Raw genomic sequence first — 24554 nt, 5'->3', positions numbered from 1 at the left:
ACTAGTTCTCGAACTCCTTCCCACAGTTCCAGCAGGTCTTGGCATTCTCGTCCACGGCCGCCCCGCACTCCGTGCAGACGAACTCTTCCTTCTTGCTCTTCGGCTTGGCATCCTTAGGCTCGTCGAACCGTTCCCCGCACTGGGGGCAGCGTTGGGCGGAGCTAGGCACTTCGGCCCCGCACTCTGAGCATACGAACTTCTCCTCCTTGCCGCCCTTGGCTGGCGGGAGAGTGTCGCTCGGTCCCTGCTGCATCTGTTTATCGGCCGCCCGGGCCCTGGTGCGCTCCATCCAGTAGCCCATGATCAGCAGGAGGAAGTACAGGACGCCGATCTCGATGAACAGGGCGAAGATGATCAGGGGGAACCAGTAGACGAAAAGGGCGGTATCGTCGGCATGCAGCGGACCGTAGTTGCTGGATGTAGCCTTGAACCCATCGTTCGTATCGGCAGCGAACCAGTAGCCATAGCTGGACTTGTTGGCCAGGGTGGTCTCGTAGGTGAACAGGCCGTCGTTCGTCGAGGTGTTACCTTCCATCGTCGCGTTGACCACTACTGAACTGGTCTGGACATCATAGACCACGACCCGCACGTTGGAGTAGGTGGAGTTGGTAACCTCCACCGAGAACACGTGGACAGTAGTATCATTGCCGTAGAATGGAGTGACAGTTCCGTTCGTCATCGATCCATTGGCGGTGCTGAGCTTGATGTTCTCGGCGTTCTTCTCCTGGGCGATGATGAACATGGTGTAAGGCACGGCAAGGAGCACGATCAGCACCACGCCCCACACCGCCAATTTCTTCCTGGACTTCAGCCCGAAGAGGACTGGGATGTAGTAGCCTGCCACCGCCACCAGCAAAATGCCGAAGCATAGCAGGTACGACGAGTACAGCAGCAGGAGCGTGCATACGATGAAGGTCAGGGCCAGCCCAACGTAGACCGCGTACTTGTTGGCGCGGAACTTGAGGAACCGGTCCTTAAGATCGTCCAGCGTTGACATCGTTTTCCGCATGCTCCTAGGAGTTATTATAGCTCTGCCCAAGGCAGGGGAACCTTTTTCAATCGCAGAGAAGATGAAAACAGAGTGATGAGGACCGCTGTCGTGGCCATAGGCGGTAACGCGATCCTGCGGAAGGGACAACTCCCGACAAGGGAAAACCAGTCGAGGAACCTTAAGGAAACATGCCGGCACATCGCGGCCATGGTCGACGCCGGCTACCACATCACCTTGACCCACGGCAATGGGCCGCAGGTGGGAGATATTCTTCTTCAGAACGAGGCGGCTAAGGACGAGATCCCGCCCATGCCTCTTGACGTATGCGTGGCGGAGTCCCAGGGCTTGATCGGTTACCTTTTCCAGCAGGCGTTGACAGAGGAACTGGCGACGCAATGTTGCCAGCGTACGGTGCCCTGTGTGCTCACCAGAGTCATTGTCGCCGAAGATGATGAGGCGTTTAAGTATCCTTCCAAGCCAATCGGCCCGTTCTACTCGGCGGACGAGGCGAGGCGGCTGGAGCGGACCAAGGGATGGGAGATGAGAGAGGACCGCGCCCGGGGCGGATGGCGGAGGGTCGTCCCCTCCCCTCGGCCGATAGGGATCGTCGAAGCTGATTCCATCTCTAGACTGGTGAGGGGCGGGAACGACCTGGTCATCGCTGCGGGAGGTGGGGGCATCCCGGTGGTAAGGCGGGGGCACCGGCTGGAAGGCGTCGAGGCGGTGGTGGACAAGGACCTTGCTTCGGCCTGCTTGGCCAAGGGCATGGGTGTCGAGGAGCTGATCATGCTGACCGACGTCGACGGTGCCTACCTAGACCACGGGACGCCGAGGCAGAGGCTGCTCGGCGAGATTACTCCTGACGAAGCCCAGCGCCATCTCGAAGATGGTCACTTCCCTCCTGGCTCCATGGGCCCCAAGGTCGAGGCGGGGATCGACTTCGTGCGCTCGGGTGGGACCAGGGTGGTCATCACCAGACCGGAACTTTTACATACGGCATTGTCAAGTAAGGCGGGAACCAAAATCCAAGACCGGTGAACGAGTGGCCCTTACCATTGATGAGCAGATCAAGGCGATCGAGGAAGAGATCGGCAAGACCCAGTATAACAAGAAGACCCAAGGTCACATCGGTCTCCTGAAGGCCAAGATCGCCCGCCTTAAGATGGAGCAGGAGAAGCGCCGGGCCGCCTCGGGAGGCGGAGGGCAGGGCTATTCGGTAAAGAAATCGGGCAACGCTACCGTGGCGCTGGTCGGTTTTCCGTCGGTGGGTAAGTCGACCCTGCTAAACAAGCTTACCGGGGCCAAAAGCGAGGTCGCCGCCTACGCCTTCACCACGCTTGATGTGATCCCGGGCATCATGTACCACAAGTTTGCCAAGATCCAGATCCTGGACATGCCTGGCTTGATTCGCGACGCCTCACGGGGCAAGGGCCGGGGCAGGGAGGTGCTGGCCGTCGTCCGCACCTCCGATCTCATCCTCTTCGTCATCGACGTCTACGATACCAACATCGAGGTGCTGGTCAACGAGCTATACAACACCGGCATCCGCCTGAACACCCGCCCGCCGAACGTCGTGATCACCAAGACCGACCGGGGAGGCATCGAGGTCAAACCCACCGTTCAGCTGACCAAGATCACCGCGGAGATCGCCGCGGACATGGTCGCCGCCTATGGTTACGTGAACGCCGAGGTCATCATACGCGAGGACGTGGACGAGGAGCAGCTAATCGACGTCCTAACTGGTAATCGTGTGTACCTGCGATCGGCCGCCGTGGTCAACAAGATCGATCTGGTGGACGAGGGACACCTCAACAAGGTCAAGGAGAAGATGAGGCCTTGGAAACCCGTGTACGTGGCGGCGAACAAGGAGGTAGGCCTCGAGGAGCTTAGGGAAGAGATCTTCCGCAAGCTCGACTTCATTCACGTGTTCCTCAAGCCTCAGGGGCAGGAGGCGGACATGAAAGAGCCCATGGTCATCATGAACGGCTCGACCGTAGGGGATCTCTGCGACCGAATCCACCGCTCCTTCCGTCGCAACTTCCGTTATGCCACCATATGGGGCAAATCGGCCAAGTTCCCCGGGCAGACCGTGGGCGAGGACCATCTACTGATGAACGGGGACATCATCACCGTCGTGGTCAAGCGCGGCGGAGAGTAAGAATGGTATATTTTGGACCTCGTTCGTTCCCATCGTGGCCAACGAAAGGGACCAAAGATCAATCCACTGTCTCCGTTCACGCCGATGACCATCTTTTAGCAGGGAGGCCGGCTCGGCCAACACTCTGATCCACCAATCATCCACATGCTCCTTTCCCACCGCGGAAAAGAGTGCCTGTGACGGCAAGTTACCCGAAGGCCCGTACGTCTAAACGCGCCACGGGAATCCCATGGTGTCCGCGGCCGAGCGTAAGATCGCCGAGCTTGAGTCGGGAAGACGCTATCTGCTGTTCGCCTCAGGCATGGCGGGGACCTAGACGGGTCTGCCCTACTGTCTCCGAGCGGGGGACCTTATCGTTTGTCAGGAAGACATCTAAGGCAGTTCTTACATTCTCCTGAAGTACCCTTGATGACTTTGGTCATCGAGGTCGTCCACGCCTCTGCCGTCGGTGTCGACGGCATACTCCTCAACCCCCCATGCAGTCGTCCCGCCCTAGGGACGAGCCTGCCTGGGATCAAGGTCGCCCTACCGCGATTGTCGTCGGGATCGAGGATGTCGAGGCTACCATCGACGATCTGGACCTGTTCCTGCACTCGTTGATCATAAATCAGAGCACAGGCGGACCAGCTTGTCAATCTGCACTGCCATGGCATCGCGGACGGCAAGGGCGTCGGTCCCCCGTTCCCGGGCGGTCCGCTCCAGGAACGATGGGTACCAACTGGATATATGATTGGACGGCTGGGGGAGGAAGACGATCATCAAACCCTCGGGCGGGAAGTTGGTGCGCACCCAGTTCTTGCCCAGCTCCCCGAACACCACGATCGCTTGAACTCCCTTGTTCAGGAGAGCATCCATCTCCCTCCTCCCCGCTTCCTGGGCCTGGGAAGCCAGGCGGTCATCGCCGGGACGGGGGTTCAGATAGATGAGGTGACCAAAGCGGAACAGCTTGTACAACTGCCTCATCTTCTGTTCCTCCTGAACGTCGTTCATCTCTCGCAGGAAGTGCTGCGCACGGACCAGCAGACGGCCCGGCTCACCGGCAGCGAAGATCATTCGTCGGGCGGACTCATCATCGAAGGTCCGGCAGGCGCGGTAGATGGTCATCAGGCCAGGGGACGGACTTTCTGCCACCATGATGACCTTGGCTTCTGGAGGGTTGGTCAGGATCAGCTCTCCGCTGTCGTGGTCCCTGATCGGACCGCTTCCCTGGAATGCTTCCTCGCTCATGCTCTCAGAACCGTATCGAGGGCCAGGAGTATATCGTTTCTCTTATGGCTACGCTCGGCTCTTCTCCTTCAATTGAGAGAGATCACGCGATCGGGGAAAGACATTGGTCCAACGGTAAAATGCTTCATTAATGGCCAGGCATATGTTTGCTATCAGTCAACGAGGTCCCTTACCTGGCCAACAGGCCACTCAATGATGTTGTTCGGATGCTGTACCCGTCAGGGCGCCGGCCGCTGCGATCACAGATCCCAGTACGGCAAGCAAGAGAAAGAATACCGTTCCGCTTGTATCGCCAACGATCATTTGGACCGAGATTAGCTGCCAGAGGGCGTTGGCGAGTGAAATGACCACCAATATCAGTCCAGCGGTGTAAACGAAAGGTCTCATTTCCTCCCCTGTGATATTATTTAGATATTCATATTTATAAATTTATAACAAAAAGTTGCCGGACGGAAGTAAGATCCTGATTGCTAACGTTCCTCATTCCCTCTCTTCTCATCCATCCCCCTGCACTTGCCTTATATCGCCATGGTCCGATTCAAGCCGGGCGTGTTGGATATATTCTCTCTACCATTTGTCATGGAATTGTTCGTTGCCGCTTGCATCATCCTCCTCGTGTTCGGCACAGGATACTTAAAGAAAAGGGAGGACGCAAGGATCGAGAAGGTCATGAACGGGCTTTACCGACAGTACGGAGATCAGGCGCTCTTCATCGATAACATGAGGCGGGTGCGGAAGCTCGCCATAATGGGCGGTCTCCCGCTTCAATGCCTGGCGGTTTTCTTCGCTCCCACTGTCGACAATCACCCAGGCATGTATCTTGGTGTGATCGGTCTATCGCTCTTCGGGCCGATCTGGTTCCTCATTTTTCGCTATGTCGATTACGTCACCATTGCGACCCCCGATTTCGTCGAGAACATCTACATGGGCTTCCGCCATCGATACAAGCAGATGTATTGGGACGATGTTGGGTACGTTAGCTTCGCATGGAACTCCGGCTATGCGCAGCTATCATTCACGAGCTACAATCATCACCTGATGAAGGTACACATGGGCAATGCCAACCATCGGTTCAGGGACCTTGTGAACGCGATCGTGGATCATGTGCCTGAGAACAGGCTTGACTCATCGTTCCGCAAATATCGTCAAGAGCGGGAAGCGCTAAAGAACCAATAGCTGTCAACAAGGTGGGCATAGACCCGACGGACCAAGGGCCGGTCCAGGCCTATTCTACATATAAAAAACGGAGCCAGCAATGCCGCGTGGGAAAATGATTTTATAACGCCATTCCATGTTGCCGGCGATGATCCAAAGGCCCCGGGGGACCCGAGACTTCGGTCCAGAGGAGATGGAGAAGAGGAGGCACCTTGAGAACAAGATGCGCCGGGAGGCCGCGCTGTTCGGCTTCCGTGAGGTATCCACCCCCATCTTCGAGAATACTGAACTCTTTACCCTCAAGTCCGGTCCCAACGTGGTCGAAGAGATCTATGCCTTTCAGGACAAGGGGGGTCGGGAAATATCGCTCCGCCCGGAGCTGACCGCGCCGGTCATGCGGTTCTTCGTCAACGAGCTGACCAACTACCCCCGGCCGCTCAAGATGTTCTACTTCGGGCAGTGCTTCCGCTATGAGCGACCGCAGTCGGGTCGATTCCGCGAGTTTTACCAGTTCGGCGCGGAGCTGATCGGCAACCCCGGTCCGGAGTCGGATGCCGAGGTCATCGCCCTCGCCGCCTCGATCATGAGGCAGGTAGGCCTCAAGGAATACAACATCCGCATCGGCCACATCGGCGTTCTTCGAGGTCTCCTGGCTCAGGCCGGGATCGATGCCACCAAGGCACCGCCCATCCTGCAGAAGCTGGATAAGAAGGAGTATGACGAAGCGAGGACGAGGATGACCGAGGCCGGGATGTCCGCCGAGGACATAGAGAGGATCATCGAGATTACCCAGACCAGCGGCCCGATCGAGGTTCTGAGCAAGATCAGCGGTGAGGCCAGGGACCACCTGGAGTCCATCTTCCATATACTGTCCGACTATGGCTTCACCAACGTCGAGGTCGACCTTGGCGTCGTGCGCGGCCTGGACTATTACACCGGCATGGTCTTCGAGATGGACGCTCCGGTACTGGGGGCGGAGAAGCAGATCTGCGGAGGCGGTTCATACTCGCTTACCGAACTCTTCGGGGGCGAGAAGACCTTCTCCACCGGCTTCGGGATCGGGTTCGACCGGACCTTGCTAGCTTTGGAGCGAGAGGGGTACGCCGGGCCGCAGCATCACGTTGATGCATATGTCATCCCGGTCAACGACAAGATGAAGGACGAGGCGTTCAGAATCGCGGCCCAGCTGCGCCGGAGCGGCAGGATCACCGAGGTCGATCTCATGGGCCGAAGCATATCCAAGAACTTCAAGTACGCCGCCTCCATCAACGCCCGCCAGGCGGTCATCGTGGGGGAGAAGGAACTGGCCCAGGGTTCGGTAGCGGTGAGGGACATGTCCACCGGGGAGCAGAAATTGGTATCCCTAGCGGACCTTATCACGTCAATAAGATGCGAATAGAAATGCCCAAGGTCGGTGTTTGGTGGGGATTCGGAGGAAAATTTCCTTGTTAAGAGGAGAGTTGAGTTCACCGACCTCGGGCACTAATAATTACCAATAATACACTTCTATATAAGGATTGCGCCTATCATGCCGTATCTTGCGATAGTTCGGCACTGGGTTCGAGCACGAAATCGAGGTCAACTCTCGACGTCGAAGTAGATGCGCATGAGCGACCGATACTCGACGATTCTTTCACCTTCCACCTTGCACTCCATCTCCGTCACCCTTGCCCACTGGATGCCCCTGACTGTCCGAGCACACACCGTAATGGCGTCCTGAGCAGCCTCGGAAAAACCCTTTTCAGATATCCCGACGATCTCCACGACCTTCTGTACCATAGCGATCGATGTACCTTGGCAGCTCCTGACCTTAAGGATTGGGTTTACCGCGAGGAAGGAGGGACTTCATGGTGTCCTGCTCTTCGTTGAGGAGATGATCTGCGCGTGAGACCATGGGATGCTCGCGTGGAACGTTCCGGAAGGTCGTCTGCTTGAACTTCGCCCTCAGCGCTCGGACCTCGTCCAAAAAGGGCTGCAGATTGGCAGCCTTGCAGCGGTACACACCGTTCACCTGGCGCACCATGACCTCAGAGTCGCTGAACACCTCGACCTCGTCCGCACCCAGGGCGAGCGCCTCCTTCAGGGCGGCAATGGCGCCGTTGTACTCCGCCTCGTTGTTGGTCATCTTGCCCAAATACCGACCGTATTCCCTTACGATCTTGTTCCCTTCATCGGTGATGACCACGGCGTACGCGGCAGGGCCAGGATTCCCCCGGGATCCGCCGTCGGTGTAGACCTTGAGCCTCATGGTGTCATCGGCCCAGGGGCGCGGAGGACCTTGGTCCGGCGGTTGTGCTCGTCGACCAGGACGATACGAGGTTCGATGAGATGATCGGTCAGTTCGAAGGCCATGATGATGACCTTGTCGCCCACGCGGGCCAGACGGGCCGCCGCCCCGTTGACACAGATGACTCCCGAACCCCGCTCTCCGGATACCGCATAGGTCTCGAACCTCGCTCCGTTGTTGACATCGGAGACGAGGACCCGCTCTCCAGGCCATATGTCCGCCTCATCCAGCAGAGCCTGGTCTATTACGATGCTACCGACATAATCTGGGTCAGCCTGGGTGACCACGGCGCGGTGGATCTTACCCCGGAGGACGCTGCGCATACCTTCGAGCATGTTGCCCTAGCTCAAGAAGCTTTTCCTTTCTCCACCGTCAATGGTCGTCCGTCCTGATGAGAGGGCGAGCGGCCGCTGAGTTGCAGAATATTTTTATCGGTTGCCCTCTTTCCCCTCGTAAAGGGCGTGAAGCCCTAGGAAAGTAGACATAGGGGATAATCATGAACAAGAGAGCGATAGCAGTAGTCGCAATCATTGCCGTTCTGGTCATTGCTAGCGCGGCCGTTGCCTTATTGTACTTGAACAGCGGCGGGTCCAAGGGAAACATCGCCGGAGCGATCTCCATCGTGGACGACCGCGGGAAGACCGTTAACCTGACCTCGGCGCCCCAGCGCATAGTGTGCCTCGGCTCAGCCTTCACCGAGATCGCCTTCGACCTTGACGCCAAGGGCCGCGTGGTGGCCGTGGACTCCTCGTCGGAGTGGCTTCTTAACAGCACCGACAACATCACCAAGCTCGGCGCGGTCAGCTCCATCGGCGTGGAATCAATCATCGCTCAGAATCCGGACTTAGTGGTCGTCTGGAACTTCAATATGTATGCCAACTTCATCGGCAACATGGAGAACTCCAGCATCCCCGTGGTTGCGTTCTACCCTAAGAATGTGCCAACCATCCTTCACACCATCAGCGCCATGGGCGAGGCCATCGGTGAGAAGGCTAAGGCCGACGCCATGGTCTCAGATATGCAGGCTCGCATCGACGCCATCGTCCAGAAGACCTCAAACCTGACCAACGCGGAGAAGCCCAAGGTCTACTTGGAGCTGATGAGCAAGGGCGGGCAGACGGTCGGCAACAACACGATGTCCAACGACCTCATCAACATGGCCGGCGGGGTAAACATCTTCAACAACGGCACCGGGAACTGGAAGGCCTCGGCCGAGAGCATTATTGCAGAAAACCCGGATATCGTCATCATCGAGAACCAGAGCACCAAGACCAACGATGACCTGAAGTCGACGCTGGGCACCTCGGTGAGTGCGGTATCGAACGACAAGATCTACCGCATCGACGGGACCACCCTGACCACCAGCCCCCGGGTCGTAGATGCCCTGGAGCAGATGGCCAAGTGGCTTCATCCCGAGCTGTTCGCCTAGAACAGCCAAACCCATTCTTATTTTCATTCTAATTTATAAATAGATTGGGTAATATCATCAGAGAGGAATAAGGGTCCGAATGTCAGCAACCGAGATCGCTGAACTGCAGAGGAGCAAGATGGCTCGCTGGAGTCTCATCCTGGTAGGGCTGTTGCTGGCACTCTTCGTTACCATCATCGTATGCCTGAGCGTCGGGGTGATCAACATTCCCTTCGACCAGGTAATCTCTGTACTGATGGGCGGGGGAACGGACCGCGACCGGCAGGTCATCATCAACCTGCGGCTGCCGAGGATCCTCCTGGCGGCCATCGTCGGAGCCTCGTTAGCGGTCGCCGGGGCCACCATGCAAGGCCTGTTCCGCAACCCCATGGCCTCGCCCTCGGTCATCGGCATATCGTCGGGTGCGGCTTTCGGTGCCTCCCTGGCCATAGTGCTCGGAGTATCGTGGGCCAGCGGGGCCTTCGCTATCCCGGCCATGGCCTTCGTCTTCTCCTTCATCACCTTATTCCTGGTGTACACCATCTCCAGGAATCGCAGCGGGTACGTGCCGGTGGAAACGCTGTTGCTGGCAGGCATAGCAATCGGTTCGCTGTTCAGCGCCTTGGTCTCAGCGATGCAGTACTTCGCTGGGGAGAAACTGTCCGGAGTGGTCTTTTGGCTAATGGGGGGCCTCAATGACGCGACCTGGGAACAAGTGGTAATATCGCTACCCGCGGTCATTCTGGGTTGCGGGGTGATCACCCTCTTGGCCCGGGACCTCAATGCCATGATGGTCGGTGAAGAACAAGCCGGGAACCTGGGCATCAACGTCAACAGCACCCGCCTGATCCTCCTGCTGGCCTCCTCGCTGGTCACCGCCATGGCAGTCTCAGTGTCCGGAGTCATCGGCTTCGTCGGGCTGATAATCCCGCATGTGGTCCGCATCCTGGTGGGACCGGACCACCGCATCCTGCTGCCTGCGTCCATCGTCGGTGGAGCGTTGTTCCTCATCTGGACGGACACCCTGGCTCGTACTGTGATCGCCCCGGCCGAGCTGCCGGTGGGCATAATAACCTCGTTGTTGGGAGCGCCGTTCTTCATCTACCTGTTGATGGCCCGCAAGAAGTCCATGGGGTGGTAAAGTAAAGCTTAGCGTCACCGGTGTGGGCTTCAGCTATGGGAGCAAGGACGTGCTCACCGCCATCGACCTCGATGCCAAGGAGGGGGAGATCATCGGTATCCTCGGTCCCAACGGCTCGGGGAAGACCACCCTTCTCAAGTGCCTGAACCGCTCTCTATCGCCCAAAGCAGGCACGGTACTCATCGACGACCGCGATTACCGTGACATGACCCGACGGGAGATCGCCACCCGCATGGGAACGGTGCCCCAGAGCGCCAACGTCAACTTTCCATTCACCGCCCTGGACATTGTCCTCATGGGCCGCACTCCCGCCCTTAAGCGTTTCGAGTCAGAGTCCAAGCAGGACCTGGAGATCGTCCAGGAAGCAATGGAAATGACCAACACCGAGCACCTCGCCGGTCGACCTATGGACCAGCTGAGCGGGGGAGAGCGGCAGCGGGTGATCATCGCCAGGGCTTTGGCCCAGAAGCCCCGCATCATGCTTCTCGACGAACCGACCCTGCACCTCGATGTCAACCACCAGCTCGACATCCTGGATCTGATCACCGGGCTGGCCCGGTCGGAGAAGCTCATCGTCATCTTTGTAACCCATGACCTCGCCCTCGCCGCCAGGTACTGCGACAAGCTCGTTCTCATGCAGAAAGGTCGGGTCGTCGCCGCCGGGGACGTCATGGACGCCCTGACCCCGGCCAACCTTCGCCGGGTGTTCGGCATAGAGGCCTCAGTTTATTTTGATGAGCGTATCGGGGCTCACAGCGTGGCGATCATCCGGTCGTGCCGCGGAGAGACCGAGGAATAGGCTGGACGCCGCTCGGGACAATTATAAGACGGATGGCCTGCAATGGTTAATGGTCCATGTCCGGCGATTCCGCGTTCATCTACACAGATGAGTACATGCTGTACCAGTTCGGTCCCAGGCACCCCTTCCAGCCGATCAGGGAACGGCTGACCAAGGACACCCTCGGCTCGCTGGGCATATTGGATGGCCAGGCCAGAGAGGTCACGCCCCCCCTGGTGAGCATGGAGCGGCTCAACCGGGTTCACCCGCCCAGCTTCGTGACCGAGGTCGAGCGAGGATGCATCGCAGGGAGCCTCCTGGATCGGGGGGACACCCCTGGAAACCCCGGACTGTTCACCGGGGCGTTGGCGGCGGTCGGCGGCACGGTTCGGGGGGTCGAGGGCATAATGAACGGTGAGTTCGAGCACGCCTTCAATCCCGCCGGCGGGCTGCACCACGCTCATCCCGAAGCGGTATCGGGTTTCTGTGTGTTCAATGATATCGCGGTAGCGGTGCGCTGCCTCCAGAGGGAGTTCGGATTGCAGCGCATAGCGGTGGTGGATATCGACGGCCACCATGGGGACGGAACACAGGACATCTTTTACGGGGAGAGCGTGCTGACGATCTCCCTTCATCGCTTCAGCCGGGGTTTCTTCCCTGGTACGGGGAACATGGATGAAAGGGGAACGGACGAGGGGAAGGGCTACAACATCAACATCCCCCTGCCTCCGGGGACCGACGACCGGACATACATGGAGGCCTACCGTACCATAGCCCTCCCTGCGCTCAAGGCCTACCAGCCGCAGTTCATCATTCACCAATTCGGCGCTGACGGACACTACAAGGACCCCCTGGTCGGCCTTGGTCTCACCACCCTGGGATATGCTGAGCTAGCGCGCACCATGCATGGTCTCGCTCACGAGCTGTGCGATGGCCGATACCTGGTGGTCGGGGGAGGGGGCTACGACATCGACGCCACCCGCCGTACCTGGACCATCATGTTCGGGGAGATGGCGGGATGGCCGTCGGACCAGGACGAGCGGCTGGCTGCCCTCCACGATCGAGAGACCCAGGAACCCTCACCGGAGATTATGGCCGAAGTTGACAGGGTCATCGCCCGGCAGGAGGAGATCGCCCTACCGATGGTGGAGAAGATGATCCGGTTCGCTTGAACACAGGAGAATGAGAACGATTGGCGCCCTGGTCGGGATTTGAACCCGAGTCGAAGCCTCGACAGGGCTTCATGATAGGCCGCTACACTACCAGGGCTTGCTTTTGACCCAAATATGTTAGTCCTATATATGCGTTTGCGAGACGCCCTGATTGCTGGTACCTTTTTTGATGATGCCGTCACGCACTTCCCGGCCCTGGGTACACGAAATGTGCATCAACTTTATGTGTCTCCCTTGGTTATGTGGGTGGCAGGGAGCCCATGGACGGGAAGCTGAAGGTCAGCAATTACATGGTCCGGGAGGTCGTGTCCATACCTCCTGACTACACGGTGGAGCAGGCCCGGAGCAAATTGATCGAGACCGAGTTCCACGGTCTCCCGGTGGCCGAGAACGGACATATCATCGGGTTCGTTACCGCCAAGGAGCTGCTGAGGGCCATCGACCGACCCAAGGACAAGGTCCGGGATATCATCAAGGTAGGCACCATCACCGTCTCTCCGGACATGGACATCGATGACGCCTCCAGGGTCCTCTTCCGTTACGGGCTGAGGAACGTCCCGGTGGTCGACGATAACGGCCTTGCTGTCGGTATGCTGTCAAATATCGACATCATCCGCTCGCACATCGAGAAGGCCACCCCCAACAAGATCAACATGCTGAAGACTTTCTTAGAGAAGAAGCACGGGGTCAGCATTGCCATTAAGCGGAGGGTGATCCCCATCGAGATGATCAGGCCGACCCAGCATGAGGTTTTTGCTGACGAGCTGAGGGGAAGGCAGTACGAGATCAAGCGGGGCCTGGTCGAGCCTCTTATTGTTATCCAGAAGAACAACCACTACGTACTGGTGGACGGCCACCACCGTGTTCTGGCGGCCAGGGACATGGGGGTACGGCAGTTCCAGGCCTTCGTCCTGGAACCCGACCGCGAGATCGAACTGGGGATGGAGAAGTCGGCCGATGAGATGGGTGTACACACTCTTGATGACGTTAAGATCATCCAGAGCTCGCACCACCCCCTGGTTCAAGTGTATTCCAGATTGTTGAAGGACGAGGAGCCGGCGAGCGAGAAAAAGTGAGCCCGCCGGCCCGTATTGTTTAGAGCTGCTTCCTTATCAACTCCAGGATCATCCTTTGCTCGGCCGCGGCGACATAGTTGATGGTCTTCACCACGGTATCCGCGTTCAACGAGATTGAGTCGATTCCCGAGCGCACCAGGAACTCACAGAACTCCGGATATACCGAGGGCGCCTGCCCGCATATGCCGACCGGTATGCCCTTGGCATGGGCATGCTTGATCAGGTGGGCGATGGCCCGCTTGATCGCCGGATACCTTTCGTCGAAGTAGCCCATCCGGCCCAGGATGTCCGAGTCGCGATCCGCGCCCATGGTCAGCTGGGTAAGGTCGTTCGATCCGATGGAGAAACCGTCGCACACGGAGGCGAATTCCTCGGCCATGAAGACGATCACCGGTACCTCGGCCATGAGATAGAGCTTGAAGTCGTTGCCCCGGTACAGACCCACCCCGTTCATCATCTTCTCGATCTGCTTGACCTCATCCACCGTGCGAACGAACGGTAGCATGACCCAGACGTTCTTCAGGCCCATCTCGTCGCGCGCCTTCTTGACTGCCTTGAGTTCCGCGAGAAACGCCGCCCGGTAGCTGTCTGATACATACCGTGAGCAGCCGCGCCAGCCGATCATGGGGTTCTGCTCCTTCGGTTCGTATTTTGAGCCGCCCTTCATGTCGTGATACTCGTTGGTCTTGAAGTCGCTAGTCCTAAGGATGATGGGGCGGGGGTAGAAGGCCTTGGCCACCATGGCGATGCCTTGGGACAGCTTCTCTACAAGCTCGTCTTCCCTGCCCTGCTCGATCAGCGCGCATGGATGCTCCTGAATATATGAGGTGAAGAGGAACTCGATGCGCATCAGGCCGACGCCCTGCACTGGCAGCTGGGCATACTCCTCGGCCTTCTGCGGTACGCCGACATTGACCATGATCTTGGTAGCGGTGATCGGCGTGGCCACAGCGGTCGCCGCAGCGGCCGCTACTACGGTGGCAGGTTTTTCTTCCTTCTCCAGACCCTCGTACACTACGCCCATCTGCCCGTGGACGGTGACGCCCATACCATTCTTCAGTACCTTGGTGGCCTCGATAGCACCGACAATGCAGGGTATCCCGAGTTCGCGAGCCACAATCGCAGCATGGCAGGTCATTCCACCCTCGTCGGTGACGATGGCGATCGCCCGGGTCATCGCCGGTACCATGTCAGGAGTGGTCATCTGGGTGACCAGGACATCGCCCTGCTTGACAGCGTCCAGGCTCATGTCGTCGGTGTAGATCCGCACCGGTCCGCAGGCCTTGCCGGGACTGGCTCCCAGGCCCTTGATCAGGATGTTACGGGCGGACTCTAGTTTCTCCTCCTTCTTGGGCTCCTTGTTCCCGTTGCCGTTGGTCAGGGTGGTGACTGGCCGGGCCTGGACGATGAACATATCGTCGCCCTCCATGGCCCACTCGATGTCCATCGGCCTGCCGTAGTGCATTTCGATCTGGTTGCCAGTGTCGGCAAGCTTCAGGATCTGCTCGTCGGTGAGTTTCTGCCGCTTCGCGAGCTCCACGGGCACGTCCTTGCGCATGCACTCCCCGCTCTCCCCCCGGACCAGCTTCCAGGTCTGGTTGGAGATGCGGCGGTTGAGGATTTTGCTGTGGAACTTGTCGACGACATAGGTATCGGGAGTGACCTTGCCGCCCACCAACGCCTCTCCCAGACCGTAACCGGCCTCGATAATGATGTGGGGCAGCTCGGAGTTCGGGTCAATGGTGAACATGATCCCGGAGATGTCAGAGTTGACCATGCGCTGGACCACGACGGCAAGCTTAACCTTGTCGTGCTCGAAGTGCTTAGACACCCGATAGGCGATGGCCCGGGGGGTGAACAGGGAGGCCCAGCACTTCTTGACGCTCAGAAGGAGGGATGCTGGCTCAGACACGTTGAGGTAGGTATCCTGCTGTCCGGCGAAGGACGCGGTGGGAAGGTCCTCGGCGGTGGCACTGGAGCGGACTGCTACAAGGGGGTTCTTGCCCTTGCCCAGCTTCTTGTACTCCTCCAGTATGGCGGTCTCGAGGTCCTTGGGCATATCGCCCTCCTCGAACGCCTTGCGGATCTTGCCGGAAGCCTCCTGCAAGGAGGCATCCGATGATACATCCAGGCCAGCCAGGGCCTTCTCGATGACCGTGGTCAGGTCGTTGTGAGTGAGATAGTAATCATACGACTCCGTCGTCAGAACGAATCCCGGCGGGACCTTGAACCCCGCGGAGGTAAGCTCTCCCAGATTTGCGGCTTTGCCGCCTGCGATCGGAATGTCATTTACTCCAAGGTCTTTGATGCTCATGATCCGTCTCATGTACGATCCCCGGTCGACTCCTGTGATTGCATGGAGCATCGCCAACATAAAGTCAATGGTCTTAAACCTAATCTTTTGCAGGACATCTATCGAAATTTTTTAAAATATACTGGCCGTATCGCCCCTTCCAGGCCGCGGACCGCCTGGGTCCGCGGGAAGGCCGAGGAACTGGACGTTAGCGATCTCCGGATGGTAAGCATATACTGGGTATGCAGTCAGCTGCGATATCCTTCAATCGTTTCCGAATAACTCTCTCCTCTATATGCTTAATCGAAGAAATTTGGGCAATAAATAGCCGTTTTTAAGATAAGGTTATATATTTTCAAGATTACACGGAGCCCAGCGAGGGACTAAGTTGAGGACCATGGAGATAAGATGGCACGGCAGGGGTGGACAAGGAGTTGTCACCGCGAACGAGATCCTGGCCGGTGCCGCGCTCGAAGAGGGCAAGTACATGAAGGCCTTCCCCGAGTTCGGGCCGGAAAGGATGGGAGCTCCCATCCGGGCATTCGCCCGCATTTCCGAGGAGCCCATCAAGGTGCACAGCCAGGTCTACTTCCCCGACTACGTTGTCGTGCTGGACCCTACCCTCATCGGCAACATCAACGTGCTCGAGGGGATGAAGAAGGAAGGCGCACTGGTGGCCAACTACGCCGAGGGCAAAGAGAGCCTGAGACGGGCTTTGGCGACCGATCTGGACGTTCATGCCGTGAACGCGACCAAGATCGCCCTGGAGACTATAGGGAAGCCATTGGCCAACACCGCCATGCTGGGCGCGCTGGTCAAGGTCTCAGGCGTCCTGGAGCTGGACAGCATCAAGAAGGAGCTGCGCAACAAGCTGGGCGGAAAGCTCCCGGAGAAGGTCGTGGAGAAGAACATCCTCAGCGTCGAGCGTGCCTACGAGGAGGTGGACTGATGTCCGCTAAGATTACCGTCATCATGGAACCTGGCACTGCCAAGGAATACAAGACCGGCTCCTGGAGGTCCAAGCGGCCGGTCGTGGATAAGGAGAAGTGCATCAACTGCATGTTCTGTTGGATGTACTGCCCGGACAACTCCATCCTGGTCGAGGGCGGAGAGATGAAGGGAATCAAGCTATCTCATTGTAAGGGCTGTGGCATCTGCGCCAACCAATGCCCCAAGAACGCTATCGTTATGGTCGAGGAGGGAGAGCAGTGAAGAGGATCGCAGCGAACGGGGACCAGGCAGTGGCTCTGTCCTGGAAGCAGATAAACCCGGATGTGTGCGCGTCGTACCCCATTACGCCGCAGACCATCATTGTGGAAGCGTTCTCGGACTACGTCGCCGACGGCGAGGTCGACACCGAGTACGTGTGCAGCGAATCGGAGCACAGCTCCATGAGCATCTGCATCGGTGCCGCCGCCGCTGGTGCCAGATCGGTCACCGCGACCGCCTCGGCCGGCCTGGCGTTCATGTGGGAGATGCTTTACATCGCCGCTTCCATGCGCTTGCCGATCGTCATGACCGTGGCCAACCGGGCGCTCTCCGGGCCGATCAACATCCACTGTGACCACTCCGATGCCATGGGCTCGAGGGACAGCGGCTGGGTGCAGATCTTCGCCGAGAACGTGCAGGAGGCCTACGATAACTCTCTGATGTCCTTCCGCATCGCCGAGCATCCCGACGTCCACCTGCCGGTGATGAACTGTCTGGACGGGTTCATTGTGACCCATGCTATCGAGTCCTTCACCCCCGTGGAGGACGACCAGGTCAAGAAGTTCGTCGGGGAGTACAAGCCGCTTCTGCCCCTACTGGACTGGAAGAACCCCCATTCCTACGGGCCATTCGACATGCCTGACTACTACTACGAGCACAAGTACCAGCAAGCCATGGCCATGAACAACGTCATCCCGGTGTTCAAGGAGGTCGCCGCCGAGTTCGAGAAGCTGACCGGACGGAAGTACGATCTTATCGAGAAGTACATGGTCGACGACGCCGAATACGTGGCGGTGGCCATGGGTTCCACCGCCGGCACGCTGAAGGCCGTGGTCGATGACCTCCGCAAGGAGGGTCACAAGGTCGGCTGCATCAAGGTGCGGCTGTTCCGTCCGTTCCCCTACCAGGAGATCGCAAAGGCCCTTGAGGGTAAGAAGGCCGTGGCGGTCATGGACCGGGTCATAAGCTTCGGAGCTGTCGGGCCGCTGTTCTCCGACGTGCGCTCGGCCGAGTTCGACAACCGCATTCACCCTCGGACTGTGAACTATGTTTATGGTCTCGGAGGCAGGGACGTGGGGGTCGAGGACCTGAAGGTCGTGTTCAGGGAGATGGAGGCCGGGACGGCCAAGAACATCAATTATCTGGGGGTGAAGCAATGATATCCATCAAGGAGATGACGGCCAAGCCGGTCAGGCTCACCGAGGGTCACCGCCTGTGTGCCGGTTGCTCGGAGCCTGTTGTCGCTAAGCAGGTGCTCCTGGCGACGGATAAGCCGGTGGTCGTGTCTAACGCCACTGGGTGCTTCGAGGTCTCCACCTCTGGCTACCCGTATTCCTCATGGAACGTCCCATGGATCCACAGTGCGTTCGAGAATACCGCCGCCACGATCTCCGGGGTCGAATCGGCGTACCGCGTGCTCAAGCGTAAGGGAAAGATTAAGGATGACATGCGTTTCGTCTGCTTCGCCGGCGACGGTGCGACCTACGATATCGGTTTCCAGGCGCTGTCCGGGGCCATCGAGCGCGGTCACCAGTTCCTCTTTGTGTGCATGAACAATGAGGCGTACATGAACACCGGCATCCAAAGGAGCGGGGCGACCGAGAAGGGAGCGTCTACCACGACCTGCCCATCGGGCACCTGCATTCCCGGGAAGCGGGAGTTCCCCAAGGACATCACCAAGATTGTCGCCGCCCATGAACTGCCGTACGCCGCTCAGGCGTCCCCGCACAACTGGAAGGACCTGATCGAGAAGGCCGCCAAGGGCTTTGAGGCAGGCGGCCCCGCCTTTCTCAACGTCATCTCACCCTGCCCCCGCGGGTGGAGGTACGACTCGGCGCTGACCATCGATATGTCCAAACTAGCGGTGGAGACCTGCCTGTGGCCTCTCTACGAGTACGACAACGGCAAGTGGAGGATCACCGCTGAGAGCAAGCGCATCGCCGAGGGCAAGGCGGAGAAGCGCCCGATCATGGACTGGCTGAAGTCCCAGGGCCGCTTCAAGCACCTTATGGATCCCAAGCACTCCGCGCTGGTCGAGGAGATCCAGGCCAACGTGGACCGCAAGTGGGACGAGCTCATCCGGCTATCCAAGCACTGAGCCTAAACCCCTTCATTCTTCCTTTTTAAGCTTTTTCAATAAAATAGGCTTGTGGCACATTTTGGGGCAGACTATATTAACTCCCCTAAAGATTCGATAACGGTGAACTGATGGATTTTCCAAGATGCGATAGGTGCGGGGATGCCGGATGCAAGGCCGGCGAGCCCGGCAAATTCAAGGATTGCCCGACCAACGTCTCCGAGGTGACTCGAGAGGAGATTATCGAGCGCTACCATGAACCGGAGACCCAGAAGATCATGCAGACCGCGGCCAAGGTCGAGCGGGGGACCTTGCAGCCGGTGAATGGAGTACTCACTCCCATCAGGCCGCGCATATCCGAGATCATGGCTTTCGCCGACCAGATGGGATGGAAAAAGATCGGAGTGGCATTCTGCCTGGCCGCCAGGGACGAGGGGATCAAGCTGACCAAGGTGCTGGAGGCCCGAGGGTTCGAGGTATGCTCGGTCATCTGCCGTAACTTTTCCATGAAGAAGGTGGAGTTCGACATTCCCAAGGAGAACTGCATTAAGAGTGAGATGGAGTCGGTGTGCAATCCTGTCTACCAGGCCGAGCTGCTGAACCAGGCAGGTACACAGCTGAACATCGTGCTGGGACTCTGCGTCGGCCATGATATGCTGTTCACGAAGAATTCCAAAGCCTACGTGACCACGCTGTCGGTCAAGGACCGCATGACCGGTAACAATACGATAGCGCCGCTGTACTCTGGATTCTTCTCGGAGATATTGAAGAAATATTGAAGGGGTCCGCCCCTTCCTTTTTTATTTCATTACTGCCCAGAGATCTCCTCTTCCAGGTCCAGCATCTCCGACCAGAGCTTGAGGGTCTCCCGTGCCTCCTCCTCATCCATCTTCTCGATGGCGAAGCCAGCGTGCACGACGACCCACTCGCCCACCCTGGCGTCGACCAGGGACACATTGACTTTCCTAACCACGCCTCCGAAATCGACGTCAGCCTGATTGCTGTCGACGGAGACGACTTGACCTGGTACAGCTAAGCACATAGTTCCTCACGCTGACATGATCTTCAAGATGGCCTCGGCTGGCTGTCCGCCGCTCTCCTTGAGGGCCTTGACCGCCTGCTCCCGCCCGGCTCCGGTCTGCGCCATCACCAGCTCGATATCCTCCTCGGGCAGCTGGACCTCCCCGCTCTTCGCCGCGGGAGCGGCCGACCTGGGCGAAACGGAAGCCTCTCCGATGACCTGGAACGTCTTCTGGCCCTGAACCTCCATGACGGTCACAGCGGCGTCCTTGATGACATATTCTTTGTCCTTGGTCCGGATGATGACCTCTTCCACGCCGTTGATATCCTCGGTGGTGATACCCATGCGCTTCATGGCCTGCTTCATCTGCCGAGGGTTCACACCCCTCATACCTGGCATCATGGCAACGACCCTTGTGATTGCCTTGGTCTAGTTAAACCTTTTCGGCCGAGAGGAGCGGGGGACGGAAGGGGTTTCAACCTCACTCGCGCCTCAGGCGGACCAGCACTACCGCCACCATGACCGCCACGACCGCCGTCACCGTCAACATGAGGACACCCAGACTGGAGATGGAAGCAGCTAGGGGCGTTCCCTGCGAGCCTCCCGTTTGGTTCACGGTCACAGAAATGGGTGAGGCACTGGATTCCTGCCCCGCATCGTTGATCGCGCTCACGGCGTAGGTATAGGTGCTCCCCGCGGTGACGTTGGAATCGACGTACATGGTGCTGTTAACATCGATGGTCACTGACGATCCGTCGGACGACTGCCGAACGATGCGGTACCCGACCTCGGTGGAGGTCAGGTCGACGTTCCTAGTGCTGTTCTCCCTGTCCCCATCCTGGAGGGGGAGGAAACCATTGTCGGCCAGGACCCTCTGCCCGTATCCGGGGTCAAGGATGAATGCCGCCCATACTGCCTGCGCGCCCTGGATGGTGCCGTTCGTGTACAGGCGGTAGTACCGGGACAGGGCATAGGTACCATTGTACGCAGCGGCGGTATCGTTCCCTAGGACGGCTTTCCCGTCCGCCGTGCTCTTGATCGCAAGGCACCGAGCTTCGGTCTGATCGGCGAAACCAGCTCGGACGAAGCCTACCGCCCCAGTGGTGTTGGCCACTGCGCTGGCCAGCTCCTTACCATCATCGATGGCGATCGCAGAGGATGCGAACGTTGAGGCGCCCATGACTGACTTGTTGAAAAATAGGTTGGGGCTGCCGGTGGCCGGCGGCACTAACACCTTTACCGCCAGGTCTGCCCCACCCACGTCCTTCCAGTTGGCGATCGATCCGTTGAACAGCCCCCTGAGCTGGTCGAAGGATAGCTCGGTGACCCCGGAGCTGGGGTCAGCGATGACCGCCACGCTTTCCACAGCGACCTTGGTATCCGTCACGTTCATGCCCTCGGCCATGGCCATCTCCGTCTCCGAAACGCTTATGGCCCTGGACGCCTGGTCGATATCAGACTCTCCGGCGATCCATCGCGCGAAGCCCAGGTCGTTCCCACCACCGCGGAGCATCACCGTGATGTTGGGGTAGAGGGCAGTAAAGTTGGAGTAGATGTAGCTCATGGACATGTTCATGGAGTCACAACCGGTCTGATTGATGGTGGCAGGCGAGGTCTCGGGAGGAAGCCAGCTCAGGACCACCTTTCCGTCCTCCTCATGCCCGCTGACGGCCATCGGGCCTCCAGAAATAGCGGATGCCGCGGTCGTGAACATCAGAAGGATGGCGCCCGTCGTCACCAGGGCGATCGCCGATCTTTTCCAGGCGAACATGTCCATACCTGGATGAGGACTATTTGTGCCCATAATATATGAAAAGGACGGCCCGAAGGCCGTAAAAGGTTTACTTAAAGGAACTTCAGGTACCTTTGGACCTCCCAATCGGTCACGAAGGTGCGGTACTCGTCCCACTCGTCCCCCTTGATCTTGAGGTAGTGGTTGAACACGTGATCGCCCAGGGTCTTCCGCACCAGTTCGCTCTCCGCCATCACGTCCAGCGCCTGGCCGAGGTTCTCGGGTAAGGAGTCGATCTTGTTCCGGTGGCGTTCCTCCTTGTTCATGTGGAAGATGTCCTTCTCCACTGGCTCGGGCGGATACAGGCCCTTCTCGATTCCGTCGAGGCCAGAGGCGATCATCATTGCGAACTGCAGGTAGGGGTTCCCTGCGGGATCGGGATTACGCAGTTCGATCCTCGTCTTTACGCCCCTTCCGGCGGGCACACGGATCAGCGCGGAGCGGTTCATGTTGGCCCACGAAATATAGCATGGCGCCTCGTAGCCAGGCACCAGGCGCTTGAAGGAGTTCACATGGGAGTTGAGGATGGCGCAGGTCTCCTTGGAGTGGGCGAGGAGCCCCCCGAGGTACTTCATGGCGTTCTCGCTCAGCCCGAACTTGCCGGACGGGTCGTCAAAAGCGTTCCCCTTGGATCCCGCTAGGCTCTGATGGACGTGCATCCCCGACCCTGACATTCTGTACATGGGCTTGGGCATGAAGCTGGCCCACAGTCCATGCTGCAGGGCGATGGTCTTCACCGCCAGTTTGAAGGTCATGATGCGGTCGGCAACGGTCAGGGCATCATTGTAGCGCATATCCACTTCATGCTGGCCAGGGGCGACCTCGTGATGAGAGGCTTCGCAGTCGAACCCCATTTCATCGAGGTTGAGCATGATGCTCTTGCGGACCTCCTCCCCCTTGTCCAGGGCCATGAGGTCGAAGTAGCCGGCCGAATCGGAGGGCGCGGCCACCGGGTTGCCGCAGGCATCCAGGTTGAAGAGGAAGAACTCAAACTCCGGGCCCAGGTTTACGGTCCAGCCCTTCTCCTTGGCCTTGGCCACCATCTTTTCCAGCACCCACCTCGGATCTCCCTTGAACCGGTTGCCGGAGTGGTCGAAGATCTGGCAGAAGAGCCGGGCGGTCTTGATGCTCCCATTGGCGGTCCAAGGATATACCTGGAACGATGAAAGGATGGGTTGGGCCCTCATATCCGACTCCTCGATGGTCGCATAGCCCAGGATCGACGACCCATCGATGTACACGCCCTCATCCAGCGCCTTCTCGATGTTGGACGTGGGAAGGGCGACGGTCTTTACCGCGCCCAAGATGTCCGAGAACTGCATCTCGATGAACTTGACGTGTTGTTCCTTGACTGTCTTTATGATGTCCTCTCTCGAGAACCCATTAGCGGCTGGCATAAATGATAGTATGATAAGCTTGGTAAAGAGTCTTTCTGATTGAACAACGCCTTGCGAATGTCAGGGCGGGCAGCTCAATCAACTGGACGTCGGCGTCAGGTCTACTCATTCATGAGTGCATCGGTGACCAATGCGATGGCTACCACAATGGCCTCCTCCGCCCCCTTGGACTCTGGAGCGCCCCCGGTGGCGAAGTTGGACTTACCGCCTCCCCGCCCCCCAACCTTCTCCAGGGCCTTGTTGAGCACCTCAACACAGTTGACCTTGATCGACGGATCGCAGGCCACGATGAGCATGAAGCGCTCGCCTACCGTGCCCAGCACGCAAGCCGCGCGGTCCCTTATGAACCGAGTGGCGGCGTCCGTGATGGTCTTCTTATCCATATTCTCGAAGATGCCCGAGTACAGCTTGACGCCGTTGATGTCCGAGGGAACGAGCTCCTCCAGCGCTTTAGCTCCGTACTTGCGGAGCGCAGCGGTCGCTCTCTCCCGATCCCTGATCAGGTTACCAAGCGCCCCCAAGAGATCGTTAGGCGTGGACCCCAGGGCCTCGGCCGCGCGTAGGGCCGTGATGGCCAGCTCGGCCGCGCTCATCTTCGCCCGGTTCCCGACCTGGAACTCGACCTCCAGGTCCCCCACCGGGCGGGCCGAGGTCACCCCGGTGACCAGCAGCATTTCCAGCTCCCGGGTGTTCTCCACGTGCACGCCGGAGCAGGCCGCCCGGTCCACGTCCCCGATCTCGATGATCCTCACGCTGTCTCCGTGGATGCGGTCCAGCTTGACCCGCGTCTCCTCCAGGTAGGGGTCGTCCCGTCCCACGATCCGTTCGGTGATGGCCAGCTCGCGGGCGATGGCCTCCATGGCCAGCCGCTCGGCCTCTTTGACCCTCTCCCAGTCCAGCTCCCCGGAGACGATGACGCTCTTCTTCTCCGGTGTGATGGCGATCTTGACCACCTTGAGCTCCGGGCTGACCCGGGAGAGACTGGAGAACAGCAGGTGTTCGCCGGTATGCCCTTGCATGAGGTCGTATCGCCTCGTCCAATCTATCTTCCCCTGCACCACGTCTCCGACCGTGAAATGATGGCCGGGGACCTTGTGCAGCACATTGCCGTTGTCCTTCTTGACCTCCTCCACAGCCGCTCCCGAGAGCGTCCCCCGGTCAGGGTCCTGTCCACCTCCGCCGGGGTAGAAAGCGGTGCTCTCGAGGACTATCCAGTCACCCCGCACCTCCGTGACCCGAGACTCGAAATGGCGGCAGTTGGGATCGGTCTGGTAAAGGCAAACGGTCATCATCGGTGGCTAATCATTGGCCGCTATTAACGATTACGGGCCGGCTATAACAATCCGGCGGGACCGCTCCCTCTCTAATAGTT

Annotated in this window: 25 protein-coding genes and 1 tRNA gene; 14 read left to right on the top strand and 12 right to left on the bottom strand. The window is 58.8% G+C overall.

What is annotated here, in order from left to right; all coding sequences use genetic code 11:
- Position 1: 1 nt before the first annotated feature.
- The gene (locus SA339_09320) at positions 2-997 is read right to left on the bottom strand and encodes a zinc ribbon domain-containing protein (GenBank protein MDW5563412.1); all 996 of its coding nucleotides are present in this window, start codon (positions 995-997) and stop codon (positions 2-4) included.
- An 87-nt stretch (positions 998-1084) separates the two neighbouring features.
- On the opposite strand from SA339_09320, the gene arcC reads away from it, so the two are divergent.
- Positions 1085-2029, top strand: a complete 945-nt coding sequence (arcC, locus tag SA339_09315; protein MDW5563411.1) for a carbamate kinase — start codon at positions 1085-1087, stop codon at positions 2027-2029.
- Between the two features lie 4 nt (positions 2030-2033).
- On the top strand, positions 2034-3149 hold the full coding sequence (locus tag SA339_09310) for a GTP-binding protein (protein ID MDW5563410.1): 1116 nt from the start codon (positions 2034-2036) through the stop codon (positions 3147-3149).
- Between the two features lie 600 nt (positions 3150-3749).
- Here SA339_09310 and SA339_09305 read toward each other — a convergent pair.
- On the bottom strand, positions 3750-4376 hold the full coding sequence (locus tag SA339_09305; protein MDW5563409.1) for a hypothetical protein: 627 nt from the start codon (positions 4374-4376) through the stop codon (positions 3750-3752).
- A gap of 579 nt (positions 4377-4955) precedes the next feature.
- Here SA339_09305 and SA339_09300 point away from each other — a divergent pair.
- Both SA339_09300 and hisS read left to right on the top strand, forming a co-directional pair.
- Positions 4956-5552 (top strand): hypothetical protein, encoded by a 597-nt coding sequence (locus tag SA339_09300; protein ID MDW5563408.1) that lies wholly within the window; start codon positions 4956-4958, stop codon positions 5550-5552.
- Positions 5553-5679: 127 nt separating this feature from the next.
- Positions 5680-6930, top strand: coding sequence for a histidine--tRNA ligase (gene hisS / locus SA339_09295; GenBank protein MDW5563407.1), 1251 nt, complete (start codon positions 5680-5682; stop codon positions 6928-6930).
- A 179-nt stretch (positions 6931-7109) separates the two neighbouring features.
- Here the strand turns inward: hisS and SA339_09290 are convergent, their stop codons facing one another.
- The 3 genes from SA339_09290 to SA339_09280 are packed head-to-tail and all read right to left on the bottom strand — an operon-like array spanning position 7110 to position 8153.
- Positions 7110-7310: a dodecin family protein gene (locus SA339_09290; protein ID MDW5563406.1), complete on the bottom strand. Its 201-nt coding sequence runs from the start codon at positions 7308-7310 to the stop codon at positions 7110-7112.
- Between the two features lie 31 nt (positions 7311-7341).
- Positions 7342-7779 carry a ribonuclease HI family protein gene (locus tag SA339_09285; GenBank protein ID MDW5563405.1) on the bottom strand — a complete coding sequence of 146 codons (438 nt, stop codon included), beginning with the start codon at positions 7777-7779 and terminating at the stop codon, positions 7342-7344.
- Positions 7776-8153, bottom strand: coding sequence for an aspartate 1-decarboxylase (locus tag SA339_09280; protein MDW5563404.1), 378 nt, complete (start codon positions 8151-8153; stop codon positions 7776-7778). Before SA339_09280 ends, SA339_09285 begins: the two co-directional genes overlap by 4 nt.
- A 161-nt stretch (positions 8154-8314) precedes the next feature.
- On the opposite strand from SA339_09280, the gene SA339_09275 reads away from it, so the two are divergent.
- The 4 genes from SA339_09275 to SA339_09260 all read left to right on the top strand — a co-directional run bounded on the left by SA339_09275 (position 8315) and on the right by SA339_09260 (position 12317).
- Positions 8315-9247, top strand: coding sequence for an ABC transporter substrate-binding protein (locus tag SA339_09275; GenBank protein MDW5563403.1), 933 nt, complete (start codon positions 8315-8317; stop codon positions 9245-9247).
- A gap of 79 nt (positions 9248-9326) precedes the next feature.
- Entirely contained in the window at positions 9327-10367 is a 1041-nt protein-coding gene (locus SA339_09270) for an iron chelate uptake ABC transporter family permease subunit (GenBank protein MDW5563402.1), read from the top strand.
- Positions 10368-10389: 22 nt separating this feature from the next.
- Positions 10390-11166: an ABC transporter ATP-binding protein gene (locus SA339_09265; protein ID MDW5563401.1), complete on the top strand. Its 777-nt coding sequence runs from the start codon at positions 10390-10392 to the stop codon at positions 11164-11166.
- A 56-nt stretch (positions 11167-11222) separates the two neighbouring features.
- Positions 11223-12317 (top strand): acetoin utilization protein AcuC, encoded by a 1095-nt coding sequence (locus SA339_09260; protein ID MDW5563400.1) that lies wholly within the window; start codon positions 11223-11225, stop codon positions 12315-12317.
- A 21-nt stretch (positions 12318-12338) separates the two neighbouring features.
- Here the strand turns inward: SA339_09260 and SA339_09255 are convergent.
- Positions 12339-12414: transfer RNA gene (locus SA339_09255), tRNA-Asp, on the bottom strand.
- A gap of 163 nt (positions 12415-12577) precedes the next feature.
- Here SA339_09255 and SA339_09250 point away from each other — a divergent pair.
- Positions 12578-13393, top strand: a complete 816-nt coding sequence (locus SA339_09250; GenBank protein ID MDW5563399.1) for a CBS domain-containing protein — start codon at positions 12578-12580, stop codon at positions 13391-13393.
- Between the two features lie 19 nt (positions 13394-13412).
- Here the strand turns inward: SA339_09250 and ppsA are convergent, their stop codons facing one another.
- Positions 13413-15719 carry a phosphoenolpyruvate synthase gene (ppsA, locus tag SA339_09245; protein ID MDW5563398.1) on the bottom strand — a complete coding sequence of 769 codons (2307 nt, stop codon included), beginning with the start codon at positions 15717-15719 and terminating at the stop codon, positions 13413-13415.
- Between the two features lie 364 nt (positions 15720-16083).
- Between ppsA and SA339_09240 the strand changes: the two genes are divergently transcribed.
- The 5 genes from SA339_09240 (at position 16084) to SA339_09220 (ending at position 19751) form a co-directional block, all read left to right on the top strand.
- Entirely contained in the window at positions 16084-16635 is a 552-nt protein-coding gene (locus SA339_09240; GenBank protein MDW5563397.1) for a 2-oxoacid:acceptor oxidoreductase family protein, read from the top strand.
- Complete coding sequence (locus tag SA339_09235; protein MDW5563396.1) at positions 16635-16898, top strand: 4Fe-4S binding protein; 264 nt, start codon at positions 16635-16637, stop codon at positions 16896-16898. The genes SA339_09240 and SA339_09235 overlap by 1 nt, the downstream gene beginning before the upstream one ends.
- Entirely contained in the window at positions 16895-18055 is a 1161-nt protein-coding gene (gene porA, locus SA339_09230) for a pyruvate ferredoxin oxidoreductase (protein MDW5563395.1), read from the top strand. The genes SA339_09235 and porA overlap by 4 nt, the downstream gene beginning before the upstream one ends.
- A complete protein-coding gene (locus tag SA339_09225) occupies positions 18052-18993 on the top strand; it encodes a thiamine pyrophosphate-dependent enzyme (GenBank protein ID MDW5563394.1) in 942 nt (313 codons plus the stop codon). The genes porA and SA339_09225 overlap by 4 nt, the downstream gene beginning before the upstream one ends.
- Before the next feature lie 110 nt (positions 18994-19103).
- Positions 19104-19751, top strand: a complete 648-nt coding sequence (locus tag SA339_09220) for a DUF1847 domain-containing protein (GenBank protein MDW5563393.1) — start codon at positions 19104-19106, stop codon at positions 19749-19751.
- A gap of 29 nt (positions 19752-19780) precedes the next feature.
- Here the strand turns inward: SA339_09220 and SA339_09215 are convergent, their stop codons facing one another.
- The 5 genes from SA339_09215 to SA339_09195 all read right to left on the bottom strand — a co-directional run bounded on the left by SA339_09215 (position 19781) and on the right by SA339_09195 (position 24471).
- Positions 19781-20014 carry a HypC/HybG/HupF family hydrogenase formation chaperone gene (locus SA339_09215; protein ID MDW5563392.1) on the bottom strand — a complete coding sequence of 78 codons (234 nt, stop codon included), beginning with the start codon at positions 20012-20014 and terminating at the stop codon, positions 19781-19783.
- Between the two features lie 6 nt (positions 20015-20020).
- A complete protein-coding gene (locus SA339_09210) occupies positions 20021-20392 on the bottom strand; it encodes a nascent polypeptide-associated complex protein (GenBank protein MDW5563391.1) in 372 nt (123 codons plus the stop codon).
- Between the two features lie 82 nt (positions 20393-20474).
- Positions 20475-21764 carry a substrate-binding domain-containing protein gene (locus SA339_09205; protein ID MDW5563390.1) on the bottom strand — a complete coding sequence of 430 codons (1290 nt, stop codon included), beginning with the start codon at positions 21762-21764 and terminating at the stop codon, positions 20475-20477.
- 74 nt (positions 21765-21838) lie between these two features.
- Positions 21839-23182, bottom strand: coding sequence for a glutamine synthetase family protein (locus tag SA339_09200; GenBank protein MDW5563389.1), 1344 nt, complete (start codon positions 23180-23182; stop codon positions 21839-21841).
- 101 nt (positions 23183-23283) lie between these two features.
- Positions 23284-24471: an alanine--tRNA ligase-related protein gene (locus SA339_09195; protein ID MDW5563388.1), complete on the bottom strand. Its 1188-nt coding sequence runs from the start codon at positions 24469-24471 to the stop codon at positions 23284-23286.
- Positions 24472-24554: the final 83 nt, after the last annotated feature.

The organism is Methanomassiliicoccus sp. (assembly GCA_033485155.1).
Classification (GTDB): Archaea; Thermoplasmatota; Thermoplasmata; order Methanomassiliicoccales; family Methanomassiliicoccaceae; genus UBA6.
The sequence above is the reverse complement of the archived record's forward strand: the minus strand, read 5'-3'. Positions and strand labels throughout refer to the sequence as shown.